This is a genomic window from Oryzomonas japonica (assembly GCF_008802365.1).
Lineage (GTDB): Bacteria > Desulfobacterota > Desulfuromonadia > Geobacterales > Pseudopelobacteraceae > Oryzomonas > Oryzomonas japonica.
In genome coordinates this window covers 300,978-319,358 of the sequence record NZ_VZQZ01000001.1, presented here as the reverse complement: position 1 = coordinate 319,358, position 18,381 = coordinate 300,978, and the positions used below count along the sequence as shown (strand labels likewise).

14 protein-coding genes are annotated in these 18,381 nt (G+C 60.4%); 3 read left to right on the top strand and 11 right to left on the bottom strand.

Going from position 1 to position 18,381, the window contains the following annotated elements:
* Nucleotides 1-30: 30 nt before the first annotated feature.
* The 6 genes from nifK to F6V25_RS01405 form a co-directional block, all read right to left on the bottom strand.
* Nucleotides 31-1,500, bottom strand: a complete 1,470-nt coding sequence (gene nifK / locus F6V25_RS01430) for a nitrogenase molybdenum-iron protein subunit beta (protein WP_151126559.1) — start codon at nt 1,498-1,500, stop codon at nt 31-33.
* Between the two features lie 79 nt (nt 1,501-1,579).
* Nucleotides 1,580-3,025, bottom strand: coding sequence for a nitrogenase molybdenum-iron protein alpha chain (gene nifD / locus F6V25_RS01425; RefSeq protein ID WP_151126557.1), 1,446 nt, complete (start codon nt 3,023-3,025; stop codon nt 1,580-1,582).
* 58 nt (nt 3,026-3,083) lie between these two features.
* A complete protein-coding gene (nifH, locus tag F6V25_RS01420; RefSeq protein WP_151126555.1) occupies nt 3,084-3,950 on the bottom strand; it encodes a nitrogenase iron protein in 867 nt (288 codons plus the stop codon).
* Nucleotides 3,951-4,311: 361 nt separating this feature from the next.
* Nucleotides 4,312-5,442, bottom strand: coding sequence for a homocitrate synthase (gene nifV, locus F6V25_RS01415; protein ID WP_151126553.1), 1,131 nt, complete (start codon nt 5,440-5,442; stop codon nt 4,312-4,314).
* 18 nt (nt 5,443-5,460) lie between these two features.
* Nucleotides 5,461-6,270 carry a GNAT family N-acetyltransferase gene (locus tag F6V25_RS01410; RefSeq protein WP_151126551.1) on the bottom strand — a complete coding sequence of 270 codons (810 nt, stop codon included), beginning with the start codon at nt 6,268-6,270 and terminating at the stop codon, nt 5,461-5,463.
* A gap of 19 nt (nt 6,271-6,289) precedes the next feature.
* Entirely contained in the window at nt 6,290-7,162 is an 873-nt protein-coding gene (locus F6V25_RS01405) for a radical SAM protein (RefSeq protein WP_151126548.1), read from the bottom strand.
* A gap of 339 nt (nt 7,163-7,501) precedes the next feature.
* Here F6V25_RS01405 and draG point away from each other — a divergent pair, with 339 nt between their 5' ends.
* On the top strand, nt 7,502-8,407 hold the full coding sequence (gene draG / locus F6V25_RS01400) for an ADP-ribosyl-[dinitrogen reductase] hydrolase (RefSeq protein ID WP_151126545.1): 906 nt from the start codon (nt 7,502-7,504) through the stop codon (nt 8,405-8,407).
* 137 nt (nt 8,408-8,544) lie between these two features.
* Here draG and F6V25_RS01395 read toward each other — a convergent pair whose 3' ends face one another.
* From F6V25_RS01395 to F6V25_RS01380, 4 genes are all read right to left on the bottom strand, one after another.
* Entirely contained in the window at nt 8,545-9,108 is a 564-nt protein-coding gene (locus F6V25_RS01395) for an ANTAR domain-containing response regulator (RefSeq protein ID WP_151126544.1), read from the bottom strand.
* 133 nt (nt 9,109-9,241) lie between these two features.
* Nucleotides 9,242-11,215, bottom strand: a complete 1,974-nt coding sequence (locus tag F6V25_RS01390) for a heterodisulfide reductase-related iron-sulfur binding cluster (protein ID WP_151126541.1) — start codon at nt 11,213-11,215, stop codon at nt 9,242-9,244.
* Nucleotides 11,216-11,430: 215 nt separating this feature from the next.
* Nucleotides 11,431-12,759 (bottom strand): electron transfer flavoprotein subunit alpha, encoded by a 1,329-nt coding sequence (locus F6V25_RS01385; protein ID WP_151126538.1) that lies wholly within the window; start codon nt 12,757-12,759, stop codon nt 11,431-11,433.
* A gap of 108 nt (nt 12,760-12,867) precedes the next feature.
* Nucleotides 12,868-13,683 (bottom strand): electron transfer flavoprotein subunit beta/FixA family protein, encoded by an 816-nt coding sequence (locus F6V25_RS01380; protein WP_149307482.1) that lies wholly within the window; start codon nt 13,681-13,683, stop codon nt 12,868-12,870.
* A 488-nt stretch (nt 13,684-14,171) separates the two neighbouring features.
* On the opposite strand from F6V25_RS01380, the gene gdhA reads away from it, so the two are divergent.
* A complete protein-coding gene (gene gdhA, locus F6V25_RS01375; RefSeq protein ID WP_149307483.1) occupies nt 14,172-15,518 on the top strand; it encodes an NADP-specific glutamate dehydrogenase in 1,347 nt (448 codons plus the stop codon).
* 87 nt (nt 15,519-15,605) lie between these two features.
* Complete coding sequence (locus tag F6V25_RS01370) at nt 15,606-17,846, top strand: ATP-dependent helicase (RefSeq protein ID WP_151126535.1); 2,241 nt, start codon at nt 15,606-15,608, stop codon at nt 17,844-17,846.
* 10 nt (nt 17,847-17,856) lie between these two features.
* On the opposite strand, the gene F6V25_RS01365 is transcribed toward F6V25_RS01370, so the two are convergent.
* Complete coding sequence (locus tag F6V25_RS01365; protein ID WP_151126532.1) at nt 17,857-18,324, bottom strand: YybH family protein; 468 nt, start codon at nt 18,322-18,324, stop codon at nt 17,857-17,859.
* Nucleotides 18,325-18,381: the final 57 nt, after the last annotated feature.

Sequence of the window (18,381 nt, the reverse complement as noted above, 5' to 3'; positions counted from 1 at the left end):
GTTATCTGTACTGCATGGGTTTCATCCACCCTACCGCATCAATTCGAACTGACGATCCTCGCACGTTTCATCCTTGATATCGATGAACTTGTTGCAGATCTCGGTCATCATGTTGATGGCGCCCTGGTAGCCGATCAACGGGTAGCGATGCTTGTTGACCCGGTCGAAGATCGGGAAACCGAAACGGAACAGCGGAACCTTTGCATCGCGGGCGGCGAACTTGCCGTGGGAATCGCCGATGATGCCATCCACCGGATCGGTCATCAAAAGGCTCCGCAGGTGCCACAGGTCCTTGTTCATGTAGATCTTGCACCCCTGGCCGAACGGGGAGCTATCCAACAGGGCCTGCAGATCCTTCTCAACCTTCTTGTTACCCCTGCTGCACAGGATGTGGTACGGACGGGCACCCACTTCCAGCAGGAAGGATACGTAGCCCATCAGATAGTCCGGGTCTCCGTACACGGCGAATTTCTTGCCGTGGATGTACTGATGGGAGTCGGTGATGGCGTCCACGGCGCGGCCACGCTCGTTTTTCAGGGAGGCCGGCACATCCTTGCCGAACAACTCGGCCACCTTCATGACAAAGGCGTCGGTCTTCTCGATCCCCATGGGCATCGGCAGGGAGGCATGCTTCCCGGAGAAGTTGTCCTTGACCCAGCCGAAGGTCTTGGCAGTGGAGTAGGAGCCGATGGCAATGGTGGCCTTGCAGTTGATGGAGTCGGCGGCGTCATCCAGCTTGGTGCCCCCGGCGTAGAGATGGTAATTGCCGTCGCAAGGCGAATCGAAGCTGTCGGAGATGTCGGCCAGGACGGTATAGGGGATGCCGAAGGCCTCCAGGATGCGTTTGTACTCCCGGTAGTCGCCGGTGTTGAAGTCGCAGCCGGGGATCAGGTTGAGCTTGCCGGTGCAGCGTCCTTCAATCTGCTTCCCCTCGGTCAGGTTCTGCAGGATCGAGAGCAGCATGGAGTCGTAGCCGTTGATATGGGTACCGCTGAAGCTGGGGGTATTGGCGTAGGGAACCGGCATCTCCTTGGGCACAAATCCCTTCTGCTTGGCGTTTTTGATGAAGGCGGTCAGGTCGTCGCCGATGACCTCGGGCATGCAGGAGGTGAAGACCGCAATCATCTTCGGCTTGTAGATGGCATAGGCGTTTTCCAGCCCCTCGTGCAGGTTGTTCTGGCCGCCGAACACCGCGCCGTCCTCGGTCATGGCGTCCGATACGGCCGGAGCCGGCTCACGGAAGTGACGGTTGAGGGTTGAGCGGTAGTAGGATGCGCACCCCTGGGAGCCGTGAACAAAGGGGAGCGTCCCTTCAAAGCCGTGGGCTGCCAGCTGGGCGCCCAGCGGCTGACAGGCGTGAGCCGGGTTGATCACCAGAGCCTGACGGGCAAAGTTCTTCTCTTTATACTCATCCGTATTGATCCACTCTTTGACCCGCTCCACCTCTTCTGGCGGCGTCTCGACGATCGTTTTGACTTCAAGTCCTAGTGCGTTTGACATGATTTATCTCTCCTTAAGCCGTCCGGGACCAATCTGTCCACGGTACGGTTATTTTTTCCCGTAGGGGCAACCGACATGATCAGAAAGGCGCCTTCACCAGCTTCCATGTCGGGCTGTTAATCGCCATGTCAACATCGCGGGCAAATACCTCGAATCCCTTGTAGCCGTGGTACGGACCGGAATAGTCCCAACTATGCATCTGGCGGAAGGGGACACCCATCTTCTGGAAGACGTATTTCTCCTTGATGCCGGAACCGACCAGGTCGGGCTTGAGGGCGGCGGCAAACTTCTCGAACTCGTACTCGGATGGGTCGTCGTAGACCACGGTGGCGTCCGGCATCTCCGGCGCGGTACGGTCATAGTCGTCCGTGTGGGCAAATTCGTAGCCGGAGCCAACGCAGTCCATGCCCAAGTCCTCGTATGCGCCGATGGTGTGGCGCGGACGAAGTCCCCCAACCAGCAGCATGACCTTCTTCCCATCCAGACGCGGCTTGTACTCGTCGACGACGGCCTGCATGATCGGGTCATATTTGGCGATCACCGCCTCCACCTTGGCTTTGATGGTGTCGTCGAACAACTCGGCAAGCTGCCTGAGGCTGTTACGAATCTTGGTCGGACCGAAGAAGTTGAGCTCGACCCAAGGAATACCGTATTTCTCTTCCATAACCTTGCACATGTAGTTCATGGAGCGGTAGCAGTGGATGACGTTGAGCTTGACCTTGTGCGTGGCGGCGATCTTCTCCAGTTCGCCGTCGCCGGTCCAGACGGCCTTGACGTTGAAACCGCACTCTTCGAGAAGCGGCTTCGTTGACCAGGCATCGCCGCCGATGTTGTATTCCCCGATCAGGGCGATGTCATAGGGGCTTTCCGGTTCGGCGTACTCGCGGGTTCCAATGATGAAATCGCGAATCGTATCGTTGGAGATATGGTGCCCCAACGACTGGGAGACACCGCGGAACCCCTCGCAGTTACAGGGGATGATGGGGATGTCCAGATCCTTGGCCGACTGTTTGGCTACCGAGTTGATGTCGTCGCCGATCAGGCCGACCGGGCATTCGGAAAGGACCGAGATCCCCTTGGCCAGCGGGAACAACTCATGGGCCTCTTCCAACAGGGTCTTGAGTTTCTTGTCGCCGCCGTACACGATGTCTTTTTCCTGAAAATCGGAGGTGAACTGCATCGGGAAGCTGGTAACGCCGGTGATGCCGCTCATCATATTGCGGCGGGTGCCCCAGGAATACCAGCCGCAGCCGACCGGACCATGGGATACGTGGACCATATCGCGGATCGGTCCCCAGACCACCCCTTTGGCGCCGGCATAGGCGCAGCCGCGGGCGCTCATGACGCCGGGGACGGTCTTCTTGTTGGACTTGACGCAGGCAGAACCGGATGCCGGGTCATTGGCGCCCAGATGCGGGGCGCGCTTCTTTTTGGCCTTTTCGGGGTATACCGCCAGGGTTTCGGCGATCAAGGCTTCCGTCGACTCCTTGGTGATACCTTCAACTTTTCGTATCTTGTCTGACATAATAGGTCTCCTCTGATTATGAGAGGCGAATCCAGCCTCTGCTGTATGCCTTCCGAAACTAGGCCGCTGCCTCTGCCACGCCGACGATCGTTTCATCCTCGACTTCCATGATGCCGAACTCCATCAGAAGCTCTTCAAGTTCTTCCATCTCCAGCGGGGTCGGAACCACCAGCATCTTGTTGTCGGCGATCTTCTGGGCCAGGGTGCGGTACTCCTGGGCCTGTTTGTGTTCGGGCGAGTACTCGATGACCGTCATGCGGCGCAGCTCGGCGCGCTGCACCTGGTTGTCGCGGGGCACGAAGTAGATCATCTGGGTACCGAGGCGTTTTGCCAGGGCCTCGATCAGTTCGTCCTCCCGGTCGGTGTTGCGCGAGTTGCAGATAAGTCCCCCGAGGCGAACCTTGCCGGAGGAGGCGTATTTAAGGATACCTTTGGCGATGTTGTTGGCGGCGTACATGGCCATCATCTCCCCGGAGGTGACGATGTAGATCTCTTCGGCCTTGTTCTCACGGATCGGCATGGCGAACCCGCCGCAGACAACGTCGCCGAGAACGTCGTAGAAGACGAAATCCAGATCAGGGGTATAGGCGCCGTTCTCTTCCAGGAAGTTGATGGCGGTGATGACGCCGCGGCCGGCGCAACCGACACCCGGCTCGGGGCCGCCGGACTCGACACATTTCACATTGCCGTAACCGACCTTCATGACGTCGTCAAGCTCCAGGTCTTCGACCGTGCCCAACTCGCGAACCAGATCCATAACCGTATTCTGGGCCTTGGCATGCAGGATCAAACGGGTGGAGTCGGCCTTGGGGTCGCAACCGACGATCATGACCTTTTTGCCGATGGATGCCAAGCCGGCTACCGTGTTTTGTGTTGTCGTCGATTTGCCGATGCCGCCCTTACCGTAGATTGCGATCTGTCTCATGATACTGCTCCTTTCGCTCACCAATCCGTGAGCCTTCGAGATATGTTCGGGGCAACAAAAAAGGCGCCCCATTCCTCTGAATGGCGGCGCCTTTGCCGAATTCGATTATTGCTCTTACCAAGCGTGCCTCATGTTTTGAAATTGGTTGATGCATCCTGCATGCCAATTTGTAACAAGCTGAATTCAAAGCAATTCAGCCAAAAACTCTTCCACAGTGCCGCAGGAGCGCTTTCAAACTGCTCATATATTATGCATCCATGCATACTCCCGGTTCGCCCTCCACCTAACGGGTATGCCCACAAAAAAGGCACCATGGTTGGTGCCTTTCGTGTGATGCGTTCCTGCCCGTAGAAAAACAGGGTCAAGCGGCTTTCTTGAGGCCATACAGCTTGATCAACTGGTTGTTGTTGAGCGGCCGCCGCGTCTGCTGGGCAATCTTTCTTACCTTGTCCATCAGGTGCATGGCCTCGGAACGGCTGATGGCAATACCCATATCCTTGTACCGTTCGATCAGGCCGCTGGTGCCGGAATGCTTGCCCACCACGATCTGCCGCACGAGGCCCACTTCGGCCGGGTCGAATCCTTCGTAGTTTCTGGGGTCCTTGATGACCCCGTCGGCGTGCAGCCCCGATTCGTGGGCAAAGACCCGTTCGCCGACCACCGCCTTCCAGGCCGGCAGTGGCCGATTGGAGGCCTTGGCCACGAACAGGGACAGTTCCCGAAAACGGTGGGTATCAATGCCGGTGTCGATGCCGCTGGCATGCTTGAGCCCCATAATTACCTCCTCCAGTGCGGCGTTGCCGGCCCGTTCCCCCAGGCCGTTGACCGTCGTATTGACGAACATGGCACCGGCGCGGATGCCGGCAATGGCGTTGGCGGTGGCCATCCCCAGGTCGTTATGGGTATGCACCTCGAGGGGGAGTTCGGGCACGGCCGTACGCAGGGCGCGCACCATATCGAACGTGCCGAAGGGATCGAGGATGCCCAGGGTGTCGCAAAAACGGAAGCGGTCGCCCCCCATGGCCCAGGTGATCTGCATCAGTTCGATGAGGAAGGGGAGATCGGCCCGGCTGGCGTCCTCCCCGCCGACCGAGACGTATAGTCCCTTCCCCTTGGCGAATCCCAGGGCCACCTTGAGCTGCTCCTTGACCCACTCGCGGGTTTTCCTGATTTTGTTGCGGATCATGATATCCGAAACCGACAGGGAGATATCCACCGCCGTGACGCCGCTGTCGATGCTGGCCTGGATATCCGGCACCGTGGCCCGGTTCCAGGTGATCAGCCGGGCATTGAGCCCCAGGTCCACCAATGCCCTGACATCGCTCTGCTCATCCTTACCCATGGCCGGGATGCCGCATTCCAGCTCCTGTACGCCGATGGAGTCGAGCATGCGGGCAATGGCGATCTTATCGCGCCTGCTGAAGACCACGCCTGCGGTCTGTTCCCCGTCCCGCAACGTGGTATCGTCAATGATGATGGTTGGCTCGCTCATAACCGTCTCCTTGTCTGCCTATCCGCAACTGCCCATGGTGGCCAAACCGTAAATGTACTCCGGCCGATAATCCGGCTTGACGCCGGCATACATGAGTACATTGGTGCCGTGATCCCTGAAGCCCCGTTCCTGGAGCAGCGCAACCGCTCCCGAGTTGCAGGCGGGGGTGTCGATATATACGGTGATGCCTGCCGGTAGGCTGTTCAGAGCCTCGTCGAGCAGGTGCGCGGCCCGATCCGGCGAAACGGCGCTGAACGGTCCCAGCTGCACCGCCTGGCCGCAGGGCTGAATAACCGCAAAGGCGGAATCAGCCGCCAGAACCGTCCCGCGCCGGCAGGTAGCAGCAAGCAGGCCGTCGCGCCGATCCCCCCACCCGAGCCGGTCAAGGGCCGCGTCCCACGCCCCTGCCGCGGCAGGGGCCGTATCCGTTGGCGCGCCGGCCCTGCCGGTCCAGCGGATAATGGTGTCGGTGCTGTTGAATCCATGCTTTTCGTACAGGGCCTTGCCCATTTTCGAGGCGGTCAGCCAGAAGGTCTCGGCGCCGGCGCCCCGCAGGCTGTCAAACGCCCCGAGGAACAGCGCTTCGCCGATGCCGGTGCCGCGACAGTCCCGATCGACGATAAGATTGCCGATCCAGCCGCTGCAATCGTGGCGCAGGGAGGTCACGAAACCGACGGCAGCGCCCGTCTCGTCTCGTGCCGAGAGGCATCCGTCAGGGAACGCAGACAGCAGGAAATCGAATTCCCACGGTTCCGCCACCCAGTTTTCACCGGCGGCCAGCCTCAGAAAGCGAGGCACATCCTCTTTTCGAAACGGCTCGATGGTCATGCCCGGTTACTCCTCGCCCCTATCCTTGCGTCGGTACCGCACAGGCGGATTCACCGACCGTCACGTCCTGCCCGATCAGGCCGATGGCGTCGGCGCGGCACTGCTTGCAATGGCTGAACTGCCCGATGATGGCCTCGTTGGCCTTGCGCACCTCCGCCAGCCGCTGTTCGTCGGGCGCTTCGATATGTGCCAGTTCCGCCTGGGGGATGAGCGGCATGATGTTCATCACAAAGGCGCCCAATTTCTTAACCCGCTCCGCGATCAACGGCACCTGGTCATCGTTAACCCCCGGCACCAGCACGGTATTGACCTTGATGGTCAGCCCCAGTTCGGCGGCCCGCTTCAGCCCTTCGAACTGGTTGGCGATCAGGATCTGGGCGCCCTCCACACCGGTATAGTGGTGGCCGTGATAGATGACATGGCGATAGATCTGGGCTCCGACCTCGGGATCGACGGCGTTGATGGTGACGGTCAGGCTGTGCAACCCCATCTCGTACAGACGGTCGATGGACTCGGGGAGCAGCAGGCCGTTGGTGCTCATGCACAGCATGAGGTGCGGGAAGTCCTTTTTGACCAGCTCAAAGGTTTCAAAGGTCTGTTCGTTGGCCAGCGGGTCGCCGGGGCCGGCGATGCCGATCACCTTGATGATCGGCCCCACCACCGGGCTGGCCATCACCTCCCGTACCTTGACGATCGCCTCCTGGGGGGTCAGCAGGCGGCTGGTCACACCGGGCCGTGACTCGTTGGCGCAATCATGCTTCCGGGTGCAATAACCGCACTTGATGTTACACTGGGGGGCCACCGCCAGATGCATGCGGCCGTTTTTGTGATGGTTGCCGCCAAAGCAGGGGTGCCCCTGAATCCTGTTCTTCATGTCACATGCACTCGCCATGGGTATGCTCCTTTCAAACAAAAAGCCTGCGGCTCTCTCCGCAGGCTCCGTTGCCTTGTCGCTGAGTTGATTTCATTGTCCTCTGATGCGTCCTACGCATAGTGGTAAGGCATAGAGCGTGCCAGAGAGCCATTTCGATTTAAAATTATGCTGCAAAGGCTCGTATAACGGCCTATTGCCATCTGATCCCCCAAAGTTCTACCCTTTGGCGGCGACGGAGCGAGCCGAGATAATGCCTATTTCTTGAGCACTAATATTATTTGCATTCTGGTTTCGCTTTTGCAGGCCTTAGCAAGGATGCGTTGAAGTTCTGCCAATTCCCCTCTGGACGGTTGCCCCATGTTCAACCTGTACAATCCCGCAGAAATCAGCAGCAGAGCCACGGCAGCCTTTATCGGCATGGCCATCGGCGACGCCCTCGGCGCGACGGTCGAGTTCATGACGGCGTCGGAGATTGCCGCAAAATACGGCACCTTCAAGGAAATCATCGGCGGCGGCTGGCTCCGCCTGAAGCCGGGGCAGGTAACCGACGACACCGAGATGGCCCTCTGCATCGCCCGGGCAATCGTCGAAAACCAGGGATGGTCCGTGGAGAAGATCGCCCGCAATTTTGCCGCCTGGCTCAAATCCCGGCCGGTGGATTGCGGCGACACCTGCCGCAAGGGTATCCGCGCCTACATGTTGAACGGCACCCTGGAATCGCCCCCGAACGAGTGGGACGCCGGCAACGGCGCTGCCATGCGGATCGTGCCGGTGGCGCTCTTCTCCCTCCCCGACGGTGAACTGTTGAAGAAATATGCGCTCGAACAGGCCCACATCACCCACAACAACCCCCTGTCGGACGCGGCCTGCATCTGCCTGGGAGAACTTCTGCACCTGGCGATCTGCGGTGCATCCCGGACTCGTCTGCGCCGTCAAGCCGACGGCTTGGTGGCCCGGTTCCCCACCTTTCATTTCGAGCCCTACCGGGGGCTGGCCACCGGCTACGTGGTGGATACGCTCCAGACCGTCTTTCATTGGTTTTTCAAGGGGAAAAATTTTGAGGAGTGTGTCGTTGGCACCGTCAACCAGGGGGCTGACGCGGATACGACCGGCGCCATCTGCGGCATGCTGGCCGGGGCCTACTACGGTATGGAAGGCATTCCCCAGCGCTGGCTGAGGAAGGTGGACAAGAATGTGATTGCCGAGATCACCACGCTGGCCGGGCGGCTTATTGCCGCCAGCCCGGCGGGAAGTATGATGTAGACCATGTTTTACCTTTAGCTGGACCCAGGTTGTTCAAAAATAGTCAGATCGTCGCACCCGCAGAAGGCCCTGCGGAGGCGTAGCAGCGCTACGCCGCACAAAAGGGCCTTCGAGGACGGCGGCGAGATGGCTGTTTTTCAACAACCTTTTAGGATGCCGTCCGCAACCTGGCGCAGGCTTTTGCGTTTGTCCATGGCCAGTTTCTGCATGGCGCGATAGGCGTCGGCCTCGCTCAAGCGCTGTTTTTCCATCAACGTCCCCTTGGCCTTTTCAATCACCTTCCGATTCTCGATGGTTTCCTTGAGGTCTTCGATCTTTTCCTTGAGGTCCTCCACCTGCTCCGTATGGGCCAAGGCAATCTCGATCGCCGGGATGAGATCCTGCTCCCGGAGCGGCTTGGTTAAAAAAGCGGCAATTCCGCTCTCCGCTGCCCGTTTCGCGGTCTGGGCATCGTAGCAGTTGGTCAGGAGCATGATGGGGATCTTGAGCTTTTTCTTGATCTCTTTTGCCGCGGTTATACCGTCCATTATGGGCATGGCCACATCCAGCACCGCCATATCGGGAAAGCTCGCCATGGCCATCTCCACGGCGCTTTTGCCGTCCCCACACTCCAGCACATCCTCGAAGCCAAGCTCCATGAGCATGGCCTTCAGGCTCATCCTGATGAGTGGCTCATCGTCGCATATCAAAACTGTTTTCATGTAGCATCCTCCCGGTAACCATCGGATACGGACTTGATGTGCATCTAATATGCCATTGTCCACAAAAAAGCCCCGGCATTTACTGCCGGGGCCACGAATTTGCACAATTGTTTCAGTCCCTTATCCAGCAGGCTTACCGGAGCGCCGCCTCGGCCAGGACCTCTGCTACGTCGCGCACCTTGACGCTGTCGGCCTTCACGTCCTTGAGCCCGTCCTCGAACATGGTCAGGCAGTAGGGACAGGAGACACAGATGGTGTCCGGCTTCTCTTCCAGCGCTTCCCTGACCCGAGTGAGGTTGATCCGCTCGCCGGTATGCTCCTCCATCCACATCCTGCCGCCGCCGGCCCCGCAGCAGAAAGCGTTGTTGCGGTTGCGCTCCATCTCGGCCGGGGCCGTCCCGGTAGCCAGCTCGATCACCTCGCGCGGCGCGTCGTACACGTCGTTGTGCCGCCCCAGATAGCAGGAATCGTGGAACACGGTGGCCCCCAACTCCGCGGACGTCCCCTCCAGCTTGAGCCGGCCGTCCTGCACCAGGTTGCGCAGGAACTCGCTGTGGTGGATTACCTCCAGTTCGAGCCCATACTGCTTGTAATCGTTTTTCAGGGTCGAGAAACAGTGGGGGCACTGGGTGATGACCTTTTTGACGCCCCGCTCGGTGAAGATCCGCACGTTCTCTTTGGCCATGCGGTCAAAGACGTACTCGTTGCCCAGGCGGCGCAGACTGTCGCCGCAGCATTTTTCGTCCTTGCCCAGGATGCCCCAGGAGACGCCGGCCTTGTCCAGCAGTTGGGCCAGGGCCACGCTGACGTGCTTGCTGCGCGAGTCGAACGAACCGGCGCAGCCTACGTAGAGCAGGTACTCGGTGGTATTCTTGTCGAAAGGCTTGACCTCCATCTGGGCGCACCACTTGGTGCGCTCCGACGGGGCGATACCCCAGGGGTTGCTGCGCCCCTCCATGTTCTCGAACAGATTGAGCAACTCCTCGGGGAAGCGGGCCTCGTTCTCCACCAGGTGGCGACGCATCTTGACGATCTTGGGCATCTGCTCGATGAAGACCGGGCAGGCCTCCATGCAGGCTCCGCAGGTGGTACAGCCCCAGATCACCTCTTCGGCCACGCTCCCCTCGCCCCCGTCGCCGATCAGGGGGGTGACCGGCGTTGCCCCCTGCTTGAGCAGGGCGCCGTTCTCCAGCAGATTGACCTTGATATCGTGGACAACGGCCCGCGGGTTGAGCGGCTTGCCGGTGATATTGGCCGGACAGACCTTCTGGCAGCGGCCGCATTCGGTGCAGGCCATGGAATCCAGCAGGTCTTTCCAAGTGAAGCGGTCCGCCTGGGCGACGCCAAAGGTATTGCCGCTGACGAACTCTTCGCGGGGTTGGGTATTGGGCTTCTCCAGCCGCCGGAAGAAACAGTTGGGGATGGCGGTCAGGATGTGCATGTGCTTGCTGTGGGGCAGATAGCACATGAAGAGCAGGAGGGCGGCGGCATGGGCCCACCAGCTGACGCCGAACACCAGGGCTCCGGCGGAGGGCGCAATCAGGCCGGCCACAAAGCTCGAAACCGGCATATAGGTGTGGGCAACGGCGAGATAGATCACCGGCATGTGGGATATCCTGGCCCCGTTGATGCCGAAGTTGGCCATCATCAGGGTGGCGATCAGCGCCAGGATGAAGAACGCCTCGATGGTGCGGGCCTCGGGATAGGGGGGCGCGATGATCCGCCTGACCATGGCGATAACCACCGCCACGAGGGCCAGAAGCGACACGATATCGATCACCAAGAGAAGCGGGAAATAGATGCCGTCGGGCAGATGCGCCAGGCTGATGGACGGGAAGACGCCGTGCAGCAGGAACTCGGTGTTGGAGACCAGCAGGATGATGAACGACCAGAAGATGACGAAATGATTGAGGCCGAATGGCTTGGCCAGGACCCGTTTTTGGCCGAAGGCGTACTTCAGCATTTCGCCGATGCGGGCGCCGATATTGTCGAACCGGTTCTCCGCTTGGCCCAGGGCCACCAGGCTGAGCCTGCGCCAGCAGCCCCAGGCAAAGATGCCGAGGGAGATGATCAGGAGGGGGGTGAATATGGTCGGATTGGGTGTCATGTCTAAACCTCGATCTTTTGCAAATGAAAACTGCCTGAATCCGTGATGCCGGAGTGCCGCAGTGACCGGAAGAGCCGGAGCCCGCACGTCGCCCGTGTCGTAGCAAGCCACTCACTCTGCCGGCCCTCCGACGGGTTGCCGGCATCTTCTTAACGGCAAAGGCTGAGGCCTTCCGGACACTGTGGCATGGAGGCGTCACGGATTCAGGAGCTATGTTAGTGGGTACTTTGCTGTTGTTTCAATTCCCGAATCCGTTTCGTTATAGCCGGCACCACCTGGAACAGGTCGCCGACGATGCCGTAGGTGGCGACCTCGAAGATCGGCGCCTGGCGGTCGCGGTTGATGGCGATGACCATGTCCGAGTCCTGCATGCCGACCAGGTGCTGAATGGCGCCGGATATGCCGCAGGCGATGTAGATCTTGGGGCGGACGGTCTTGCCGGTCTGGCCGACCTGGCGGTCACCCGGCATCCAACCGGCATCCACGGCGCTGCGGGAGGCGCCCACCACACCGCCCAACTCTTCGGCCAATTCCTGCAGGATGGCGAAGTTTTCAGGCGCCATCATGCCGCGGCCGCCGGAGACGATGAAGTCGGCGCCGGTGATGTCCACATGGCTCTTGCTCGTGGCGTCGCGGATGATCTCCATGACCTTGGTGAGGATGCTCTCCTCCGGGACCACGAAGTCCACCCGGACGATGGTGCCCGTGGCGCCTTCCTTCCGTTCCGGCAACGGCATGACATTGGGGCGGACCGTGGCCATTTGGGGCCGGAATTTGTCGCACATGATGGTCGCCATGATGTTGCCGCCGAAGGCCGGGCGGGTCTGCATCAGGTTACGCTTGTCGTCGATATCCAGACCGGTGCAGTCGGCGGTCAATCCCGTCCCCACGCGGGTCGCGACGGCCCCGGCCAGGTCGCGCCCCATGCCGCTGGCGCCCATCAGGATGATTTCAGGCTTGTACGTGGCAATCAGGTGGCAACAGGCCTCGAGATACGCCTCGGTGCGGTAGTTGCGGTACACCGGCGCATCCAGCAGGTAGACCTTGGAAGCCCCGTAGGCGAAGGCCTCGGTGCAGAGGTGCTCCACCTTTTCGCCGATCACCAAGGCGCACAATTCCGCCCCCAGGGATGCGGCCAGCCGGGCCCCCGCCCCGAGCAGTTCCCACGAGACCTTGGCCGGCTCCCCCTCGGTCTGTTCGACGAAGACCCAGACCCCCCGGTAGGCGGCCAGTTTTTTGGCCAGGGCCGCGGCCTCCTCGTCCACCTCTTCTTCGGCCGGAGCGGCGATTGCCGCCAGTTGCTCCAGTATCTTCAACTCCTCGGGGGTAAAGAACATCTCCAAGGCACTGGCCGGGCAGATCTTGACGCATTTGACGCAGCCGATGCATTTTTCCGGGATGATGATCGGTTCGCCGGCATCGTTCATCTCAATGGCATTGACCGGGCAGACGCTCTGACAGCGGGCGCCGCAGGCGATACACTTGCCGGCGATGAGGTGCGCCTTGCCCCGGGGTTTTTTCACTTTGGGTTGCGATTCACTCATGGGAATTCCTTGGATAAAATGTGAATGGTGAAAAAAACTTCAATAAACGAGTGAATGGTGAATCGTGAATGGTGAAGAAAATTCAAGCATTTGTTCACTATCCACGTTTCACAGCGGCAGCATATCCTTCGCCAGCAGCTTGTCGATCAAAAGCGCCGCCGTACCCTCGGGATCGGCGTAGCCGTCTCCCAGGATCTCGCCCTTGACCCGCTCCGGCGAGAAGATCTTGCTGACCCAGGTAGGCGACCCCTTGAGGCCAATGGACTGCTCGTCCAGCTTGAGGACCTGATTGTTCCAGACCTCCACCTGGGCATCGGCCGCGGCCAGGCGCATGGGAACGCGGGGATAGCGCGGCCGGTTCAGTTCGCGCACCACGGTCAGCATGGCGGGCAGGGGCGCCTCCACGATCTCGTGGCGTCCTTCCAGTTTGCGGCTGACACGGATGCGTTTGCCCCCGACGTCCAGGTTGTCGATGCGGTCAACCAGGGTGAGCTGCTGGTAGGCGAGGCGGGTGGCTATGCCGGGGCCGACCTGGGCCGTATCGCCGTCGATGGTCTGCTTGCCGCACAACACCAAGCCGACCTCGTCCACCTCGCTGTTCAGCTTGCGGATTGCCGCCGAAAGCACATTGCTGGTGGCCAGGGTATCGGCTCCGCCGAAGACCCGGTCGGAGAGCAGGATGGCCATATCGACCCCCAGGGCCAGGGCCTTCCTGAGGGTTGCCTCGGCATTGGGCGGTCCCATGGAGAGGACGGCGACCTTGCACCCAAAGCGGTCCTTCAGGCGCAGCGCCTCTTCCAGGGCATGGGTATCATAGGGGTTGACGATAAAGGGTATGCCCTCGCGCACCAGGGTGTTGGTGACCGGATCGATCTGCACCTGGGTGGTGTCGGGGACCTGTTTGATACAGGCAACTACGAGCATGGATGAAGTTCTCCTGCAGTGCCTCGCGGCTGAATTTTAAAAAAGAATAAGCCCGGCACTCTGGTCAATGCCGGGCTCCGGTGCCCAATCTCGAATCCCGCCAAAGACGGAATGGAGTTTAGCATGAGCAGGAAGCGTGCCGATTTGACCCACATCAAAAGTATACACAAGGCAACAAAGACCAACTTTGCTGCTACGTTAAGGGGTTGCCAGGGGCAACTCACCCAAAGGGGGTTACGCAAATGCGAGGCCCGGCAAACCCGACGAGCCGTTGCTGTGCAAATTTTCGCGCCAAACGCCTAAAAAAAATGCACCGAGAGATTGAAAAGCTTACCAGCTTTGGGCGAACAATCAACAGCCCGGAAACCAGTCACACCAACAATTGCCACCAGCGATAGGTGCACAATATTTAAACACGTGATTAATAAATTTGCAATAAATCCTGTTTTCGACTACCATATGCCACATTTTTAATCACTGGAGGGGACATGGCAAAGCTCGATGAAAAACTTGAAGGCGTTTACCAAGAGGTCTTGAAGCGCAATCCCGGGGAGGCGGAGTTCCATCAGGCGGTTCTGGAGGTTCTGGAATCCCTGGGCCCGGTCGTCAGCAAACATCCCGAGTACCTGGAACGCAAGATCATCGAACGCATCTGCGAACCGGAGCGCCAGATCATTTTCCGCGTTCCCTGGCAGGATGACAAGGGAAAAGTGCATATCAACCGAGGTTTCCGCGTTGAATTCAACAGCGCCCTGGGCCCCTACAAAGGCGGCTTGCGCTTCCACCCGTCGGTCTACCTGGGGATCATCAAGTTCCTTGGATTCGAGCAGATATTCAAAAACTCACTCACCGGCATGCCCATCGGCGGCGGCAAGGGCGGTTCCGACTTCGACCCGAAAGGCAAGTCGGATGACGAGGTAATGCGCTTCTGCCAAAGTTTCATGACCGAACTCTACCGCCATATCGGCGAGCATACCGATGTGCCGGCCGGCGATATCGGCGTGGGCGGCAGGGAGATCGGCTACATGTTCGGGCAGTACAAGCGGATCACAAATCGCTGGGAGGCGGGCGTTCTCACCGGCAAGGGGCTCAAGTTCGGCGGCTCCCTGGTACGTACCGAAGCGACCGGCTACGGTGCCGCCTTTTTCATCAACGAGGCGCTCAAGACCCGCAAGGACTCGTTCGACGGCAAGACCTGCCTGGTCTCCGGCTCCGGCAACGTGGCCATCTATACCATAGAAAAGATTCACCAACTGGGCGGCAGGTGCATCGCCTGCTCCGACTCCAACGGGGTCATCGTGGACGAAAAGGGACTGGATGTGGGGTTGATCAAACAACTGAAAGAGGTGGAGCGCCGGCGCATCCAGGATTACGCCTCCTTCCACAAGCACGCCACGTATGTACCCAACGGCAAGATCTGGGAGATCCCCTGCCAGGTGGCCATGCCCTCCGCCACCCAGAACGAGATCAACGGCAAGGATGCGGCTACCCTGGTGAAAAACGGCTGCCTCGCCGTGGGCGAGGGGGCCAACATGCCCACTACCCCCGAGGGGGTCAAGGTGTTCCTGGACGCCAAGATCGTCTACGGCCCCGGCAAGGCGGCCAATGCCGGCGGGGTTGCCACATCGGCCCTCGAAATGCAGCAGAATGCCCAGCGCGACTCGTGGAAGTTCGACTACACCGAGAAGAGACTGGAAGACATCATGGTCAACATCCATCAACTCTGCCACGACATTGCAGAGGAGTACGGGGCACCGGGCAACTACGTTCTCGGCGCCAATATCGCCGGCTTCACCAAGGTTGCCGACGCCATGGTGGCCCACGGCCTCGTGTAGCCCCTTTGAGGACAGTTTCCCCAAGCCCGGCCCGACGGCCGGGCTTTTTTCGTTGACGCGCCCCCCTCCAGCGACTAAAAAAGAACCATGAATCTCCTTACCAACCTCAACCCGCCCCAGAAAGAGGCCGTGCTGCACGGCGAGGGGCCGCTCTTGATCCTGGCCGGCGCCGGATCGGGCAAGACCCGCGTCATTACCCACCGCATCGCCCACCTGATCCGGGAGCGGGGCGTACACCCCCGCAACATCCTGGCCGTGACCTTCACCAACAAGGCCGCCAACGAGATGGCCGAACGGGTCAGGAAACTGCTCGACGGCGGTGAAGTACCCCAGATATCCACCTTCCACGCCGCCTGCGGCCGCATCCTCCGCAGGGAGATCCACCATCTGGGCTTTGAGTCGTCCTTTGCCATCTACGACGACAAGGACTCCGAACGGCTCCTGAAGGATGTGCTGGCCGAACTGGACCTGGACGACAAACGCTTTCCCCCCAAGACCATCGGCGCCAAGATCGACGACTTCAAGAACCGCGGCCTCTTCCCCGAGGACCTGGACGCCGTGGCCACCGGCGACATCTTCAACGAACGGCTGGTGCGGATCTATGCCGCCTACCAGGAACGTTTGAAGAAGTGCAACGCCCTGGACTTCGGGGACATGCTGATCCAGACCGTCCGCCTGCTGGCCGACTTCCCCGAGGTTCGCCACTCCTACCAGGAACGTTTCCAGTGGATCCTGGTGGACGAATACCAGGACACCAACCCGGTGCAGTACAACCTGATCAAGCTTCTGGCGGGGGAACGGCGCAACCTGTGCGTGGTGGGGGACGACGACCAGTCCATCTACTCCTGGCGCGGGGCCGACATCCGCAACATCCTGGAGTTCGAAAAGGATTTCCCCGGTGTGCGCGTAGTCCGGCTGGAACAGAACTACCGCTCCACCGCCACTATCCTCAAGGCCGCCGGCGAGGTGGTCAGACACAACTTCGGCCGCAAGGGCAAGACCCTCTGGACCGAGAACCCTGCCGGCGAGAACATCCGTTACCTGCGGGTGGAGTCGGACCGGGAGGAGGCGCGCACCGTCTGCCGCGAGATCTCCCGCTTGCGGGCGGACGGCGTCCCCCTGGAGGAGATGGCGGTTTTCTACCGCACCAACGCCCAATCGCGCCAGGTTGAAGAGGCTCTCGTATCCGAGGCGCTCCCCTACCACATCGTGGGGGGCGTCAGGTTCTACGCCCGTATGGAGGTCAAGGACATCCTGGCCTACCTGCGCGTGCTGGACAACCCGGCCGACGAGATTTCCCTGAAACGGGTCATCAACGTGCCGGCCCGGGGCATCGGCACCGCCACCATCGACAAGATCTCCCTCCAGGCCAGCCGGGGGGGAATCAGCATGTACGCCGCCCTGCAGGATGCCGCCGAGAGCGGACTCTTGGGGGCCGGGCCGCGGGGCAAGGTCGCGGCCTTTGCCGCCATGATGGAGCGTTTCCGGGAGACCGGCGCATCCCTGGGGCTGCCGGAATTGGCCCGCATGGTGATGGAGGAGAGCGGCTACCTGACCCGGCTCAAGGAGAGCCGGGACGAGGAGGATGCGGAACGGCTGGAGAACCTGGAGCAGTTGCTGGCGGCCATGGAGGAGTTCTGCGAAAAGAACCCGGAGACCGGCCTGTCCGAATTTCTGGAGCAGGTATCCCTGGTATCGGACCTGGAGCAGGGGGAGCAGGGCAAACCCTCGGTGACGCTCATGACCCTGCACGCCGCCAAGGGGCTGGAGTTCAAGGCGGTCTTCATGATCGGCATGGAGGAGCGACTCTTCCCCCATGTGCGCGCCCTGGACGATATGGACGGCATGGAGGAGGAGCGACGCCTCTGCTACGTCGGCATGACCCGCGCCCGGGAACGGCTCTACCTGCTGAACGCCCGCCGGCGTTACCTGTTCGGCCAGGACCAGTCCAACCCGCCCTCCCGTTTTCTCAAGGACATACCGGGGGAGTTGCTGGATGAGGAGGGAACCGGGGGGGTGAGCGGTTACCGGACGGAGCGGCCGTTCGGGCAAACGTCAGCGATCCGCCAGGAATTTGCCCCAAGCCACAACCTGGCCGCTGCCGCCCAATTCAGCCATACCAACGACAACGAGGTTGAGGTCGTCCCGGAGCCGCCGGAGGAATATGGCGAGGTCTTTGTGGGCATGAAGGTGCGTCACGCCAAATTCGGCCTGGGCACCATCAGGAAGATCGAGGGGAGCGGCGAATCCCAGAAGGCCATCGTCTGGTTCAACTCGGCCGGCCCCAAGAAGCTGCTGCTCCGTTTCGCCGGGCTGGAGCGGGCCTAGGCCCGCTCAATCACCGCCTCCCCAGCACCGCTTTCTGATAGCTCGCCAACAGGTCAGGATCATCGATGGAGCCGTGGTGGTGCACCTGCCGCCAGCAGCCATCCATGAGCCTGAAGATCCTGCTCGTTCGGATGGCCAGGTTGAGGACCGTTTCCCCCACCCTGAACTCCCCCCGCTCCCTCCCTGCGACATAGAAGATCTCCCCCGCTGTGTGGAAGGTGTAGTCGTAGAATTCGAACCGGAACTCGGAGCGGCTGTTGAAGAGCCGTTCATATACCCCTCGAATCTCCTCCCAGCCGCGCTTGATCCCACCCAGCGGGTTGTCCATGACCGCCTCATCGCTCTGAGCCCAATTCCGCGCCATCTTTTCCATATCCCTGCCGTTGAGGGCCTCATAGAATTCCGCCAGGGCTCGCAGGGGCGGTGTCAGGCTGTTTTTGTCCTCTCTCCCGGTAACCGGTACCTGTTCTATCTTCATCGTATTATTAGCCCCTTCTCTTCTGGTGTAAGAGGTGAAACCTCTTTATCAAATAAT

What these genes read in the sequence shown, in the direction of transcription:
- F6V25_RS01370 (WP_151126535.1), top strand. Translation starts at nt 15,606, where the DNA reads ATGAATCTCCTTACCAACCTCAACCCGCCCCAGAAAGAGGCCGTGCTG.
- nifH (WP_151126555.1), bottom strand. Translation starts at nt 3,950, where the DNA reads ATGAGACAGATCGCAATCTACGGTAAGGGCGGCATCGGCAAATCGACG.
- F6V25_RS01390 (WP_151126541.1), bottom strand. Translation starts at nt 11,215, where the DNA reads ATGACACCCAATCCGACCATATTCACCCCCCTCCTGATCATCTCCCTC.
- F6V25_RS01405 (WP_151126548.1), bottom strand. Translation starts at nt 7,162, where the DNA reads ATGGCGAGTGCATGTGACATGAAGAACAGGATTCAGGGGCACCCCTGC.
- F6V25_RS01410 (WP_151126551.1), bottom strand. Translation starts at nt 6,270, where the DNA reads ATGACCATCGAGCCGTTTCGAAAAGAGGATGTGCCTCGCTTTCTGAGG.
- gdhA (WP_149307483.1), top strand. Translation starts at nt 14,172, where the DNA reads ATGGCAAAGCTCGATGAAAAACTTGAAGGCGTTTACCAAGAGGTCTTG.
- nifD (WP_151126557.1), bottom strand. Translation starts at nt 3,025, where the DNA reads ATGTCAGACAAGATACGAAAAGTTGAAGGTATCACCAAGGAGTCGACG.
- F6V25_RS01365 (WP_151126532.1), bottom strand. Translation starts at nt 18,324, where the DNA reads ATGAAGATAGAACAGGTACCGGTTACCGGGAGAGAGGACAAAAACAGC.
- nifV (WP_151126553.1), bottom strand. Translation starts at nt 5,442, where the DNA reads ATGAGCGAGCCAACCATCATCATTGACGATACCACGTTGCGGGACGGG.
- draG (WP_151126545.1), top strand. Translation starts at nt 7,502, where the DNA reads ATGTTCAACCTGTACAATCCCGCAGAAATCAGCAGCAGAGCCACGGCA.
- F6V25_RS01395 (WP_151126544.1), bottom strand. Translation starts at nt 9,108, where the DNA reads ATGAAAACAGTTTTGATATGCGACGATGAGCCACTCATCAGGATGAGC.
- F6V25_RS01385 (WP_151126538.1), bottom strand. Translation starts at nt 12,759, where the DNA reads ATGAGTGAATCGCAACCCAAAGTGAAAAAACCCCGGGGCAAGGCGCAC.
- nifK (WP_151126559.1), bottom strand. Translation starts at nt 1,500, where the DNA reads ATGTCAAACGCACTAGGACTTGAAGTCAAAACGATCGTCGAGACGCCG.
- F6V25_RS01380 (WP_149307482.1), bottom strand. Translation starts at nt 13,683, where the DNA reads ATGCTCGTAGTTGCCTGTATCAAACAGGTCCCCGACACCACCCAGGTG.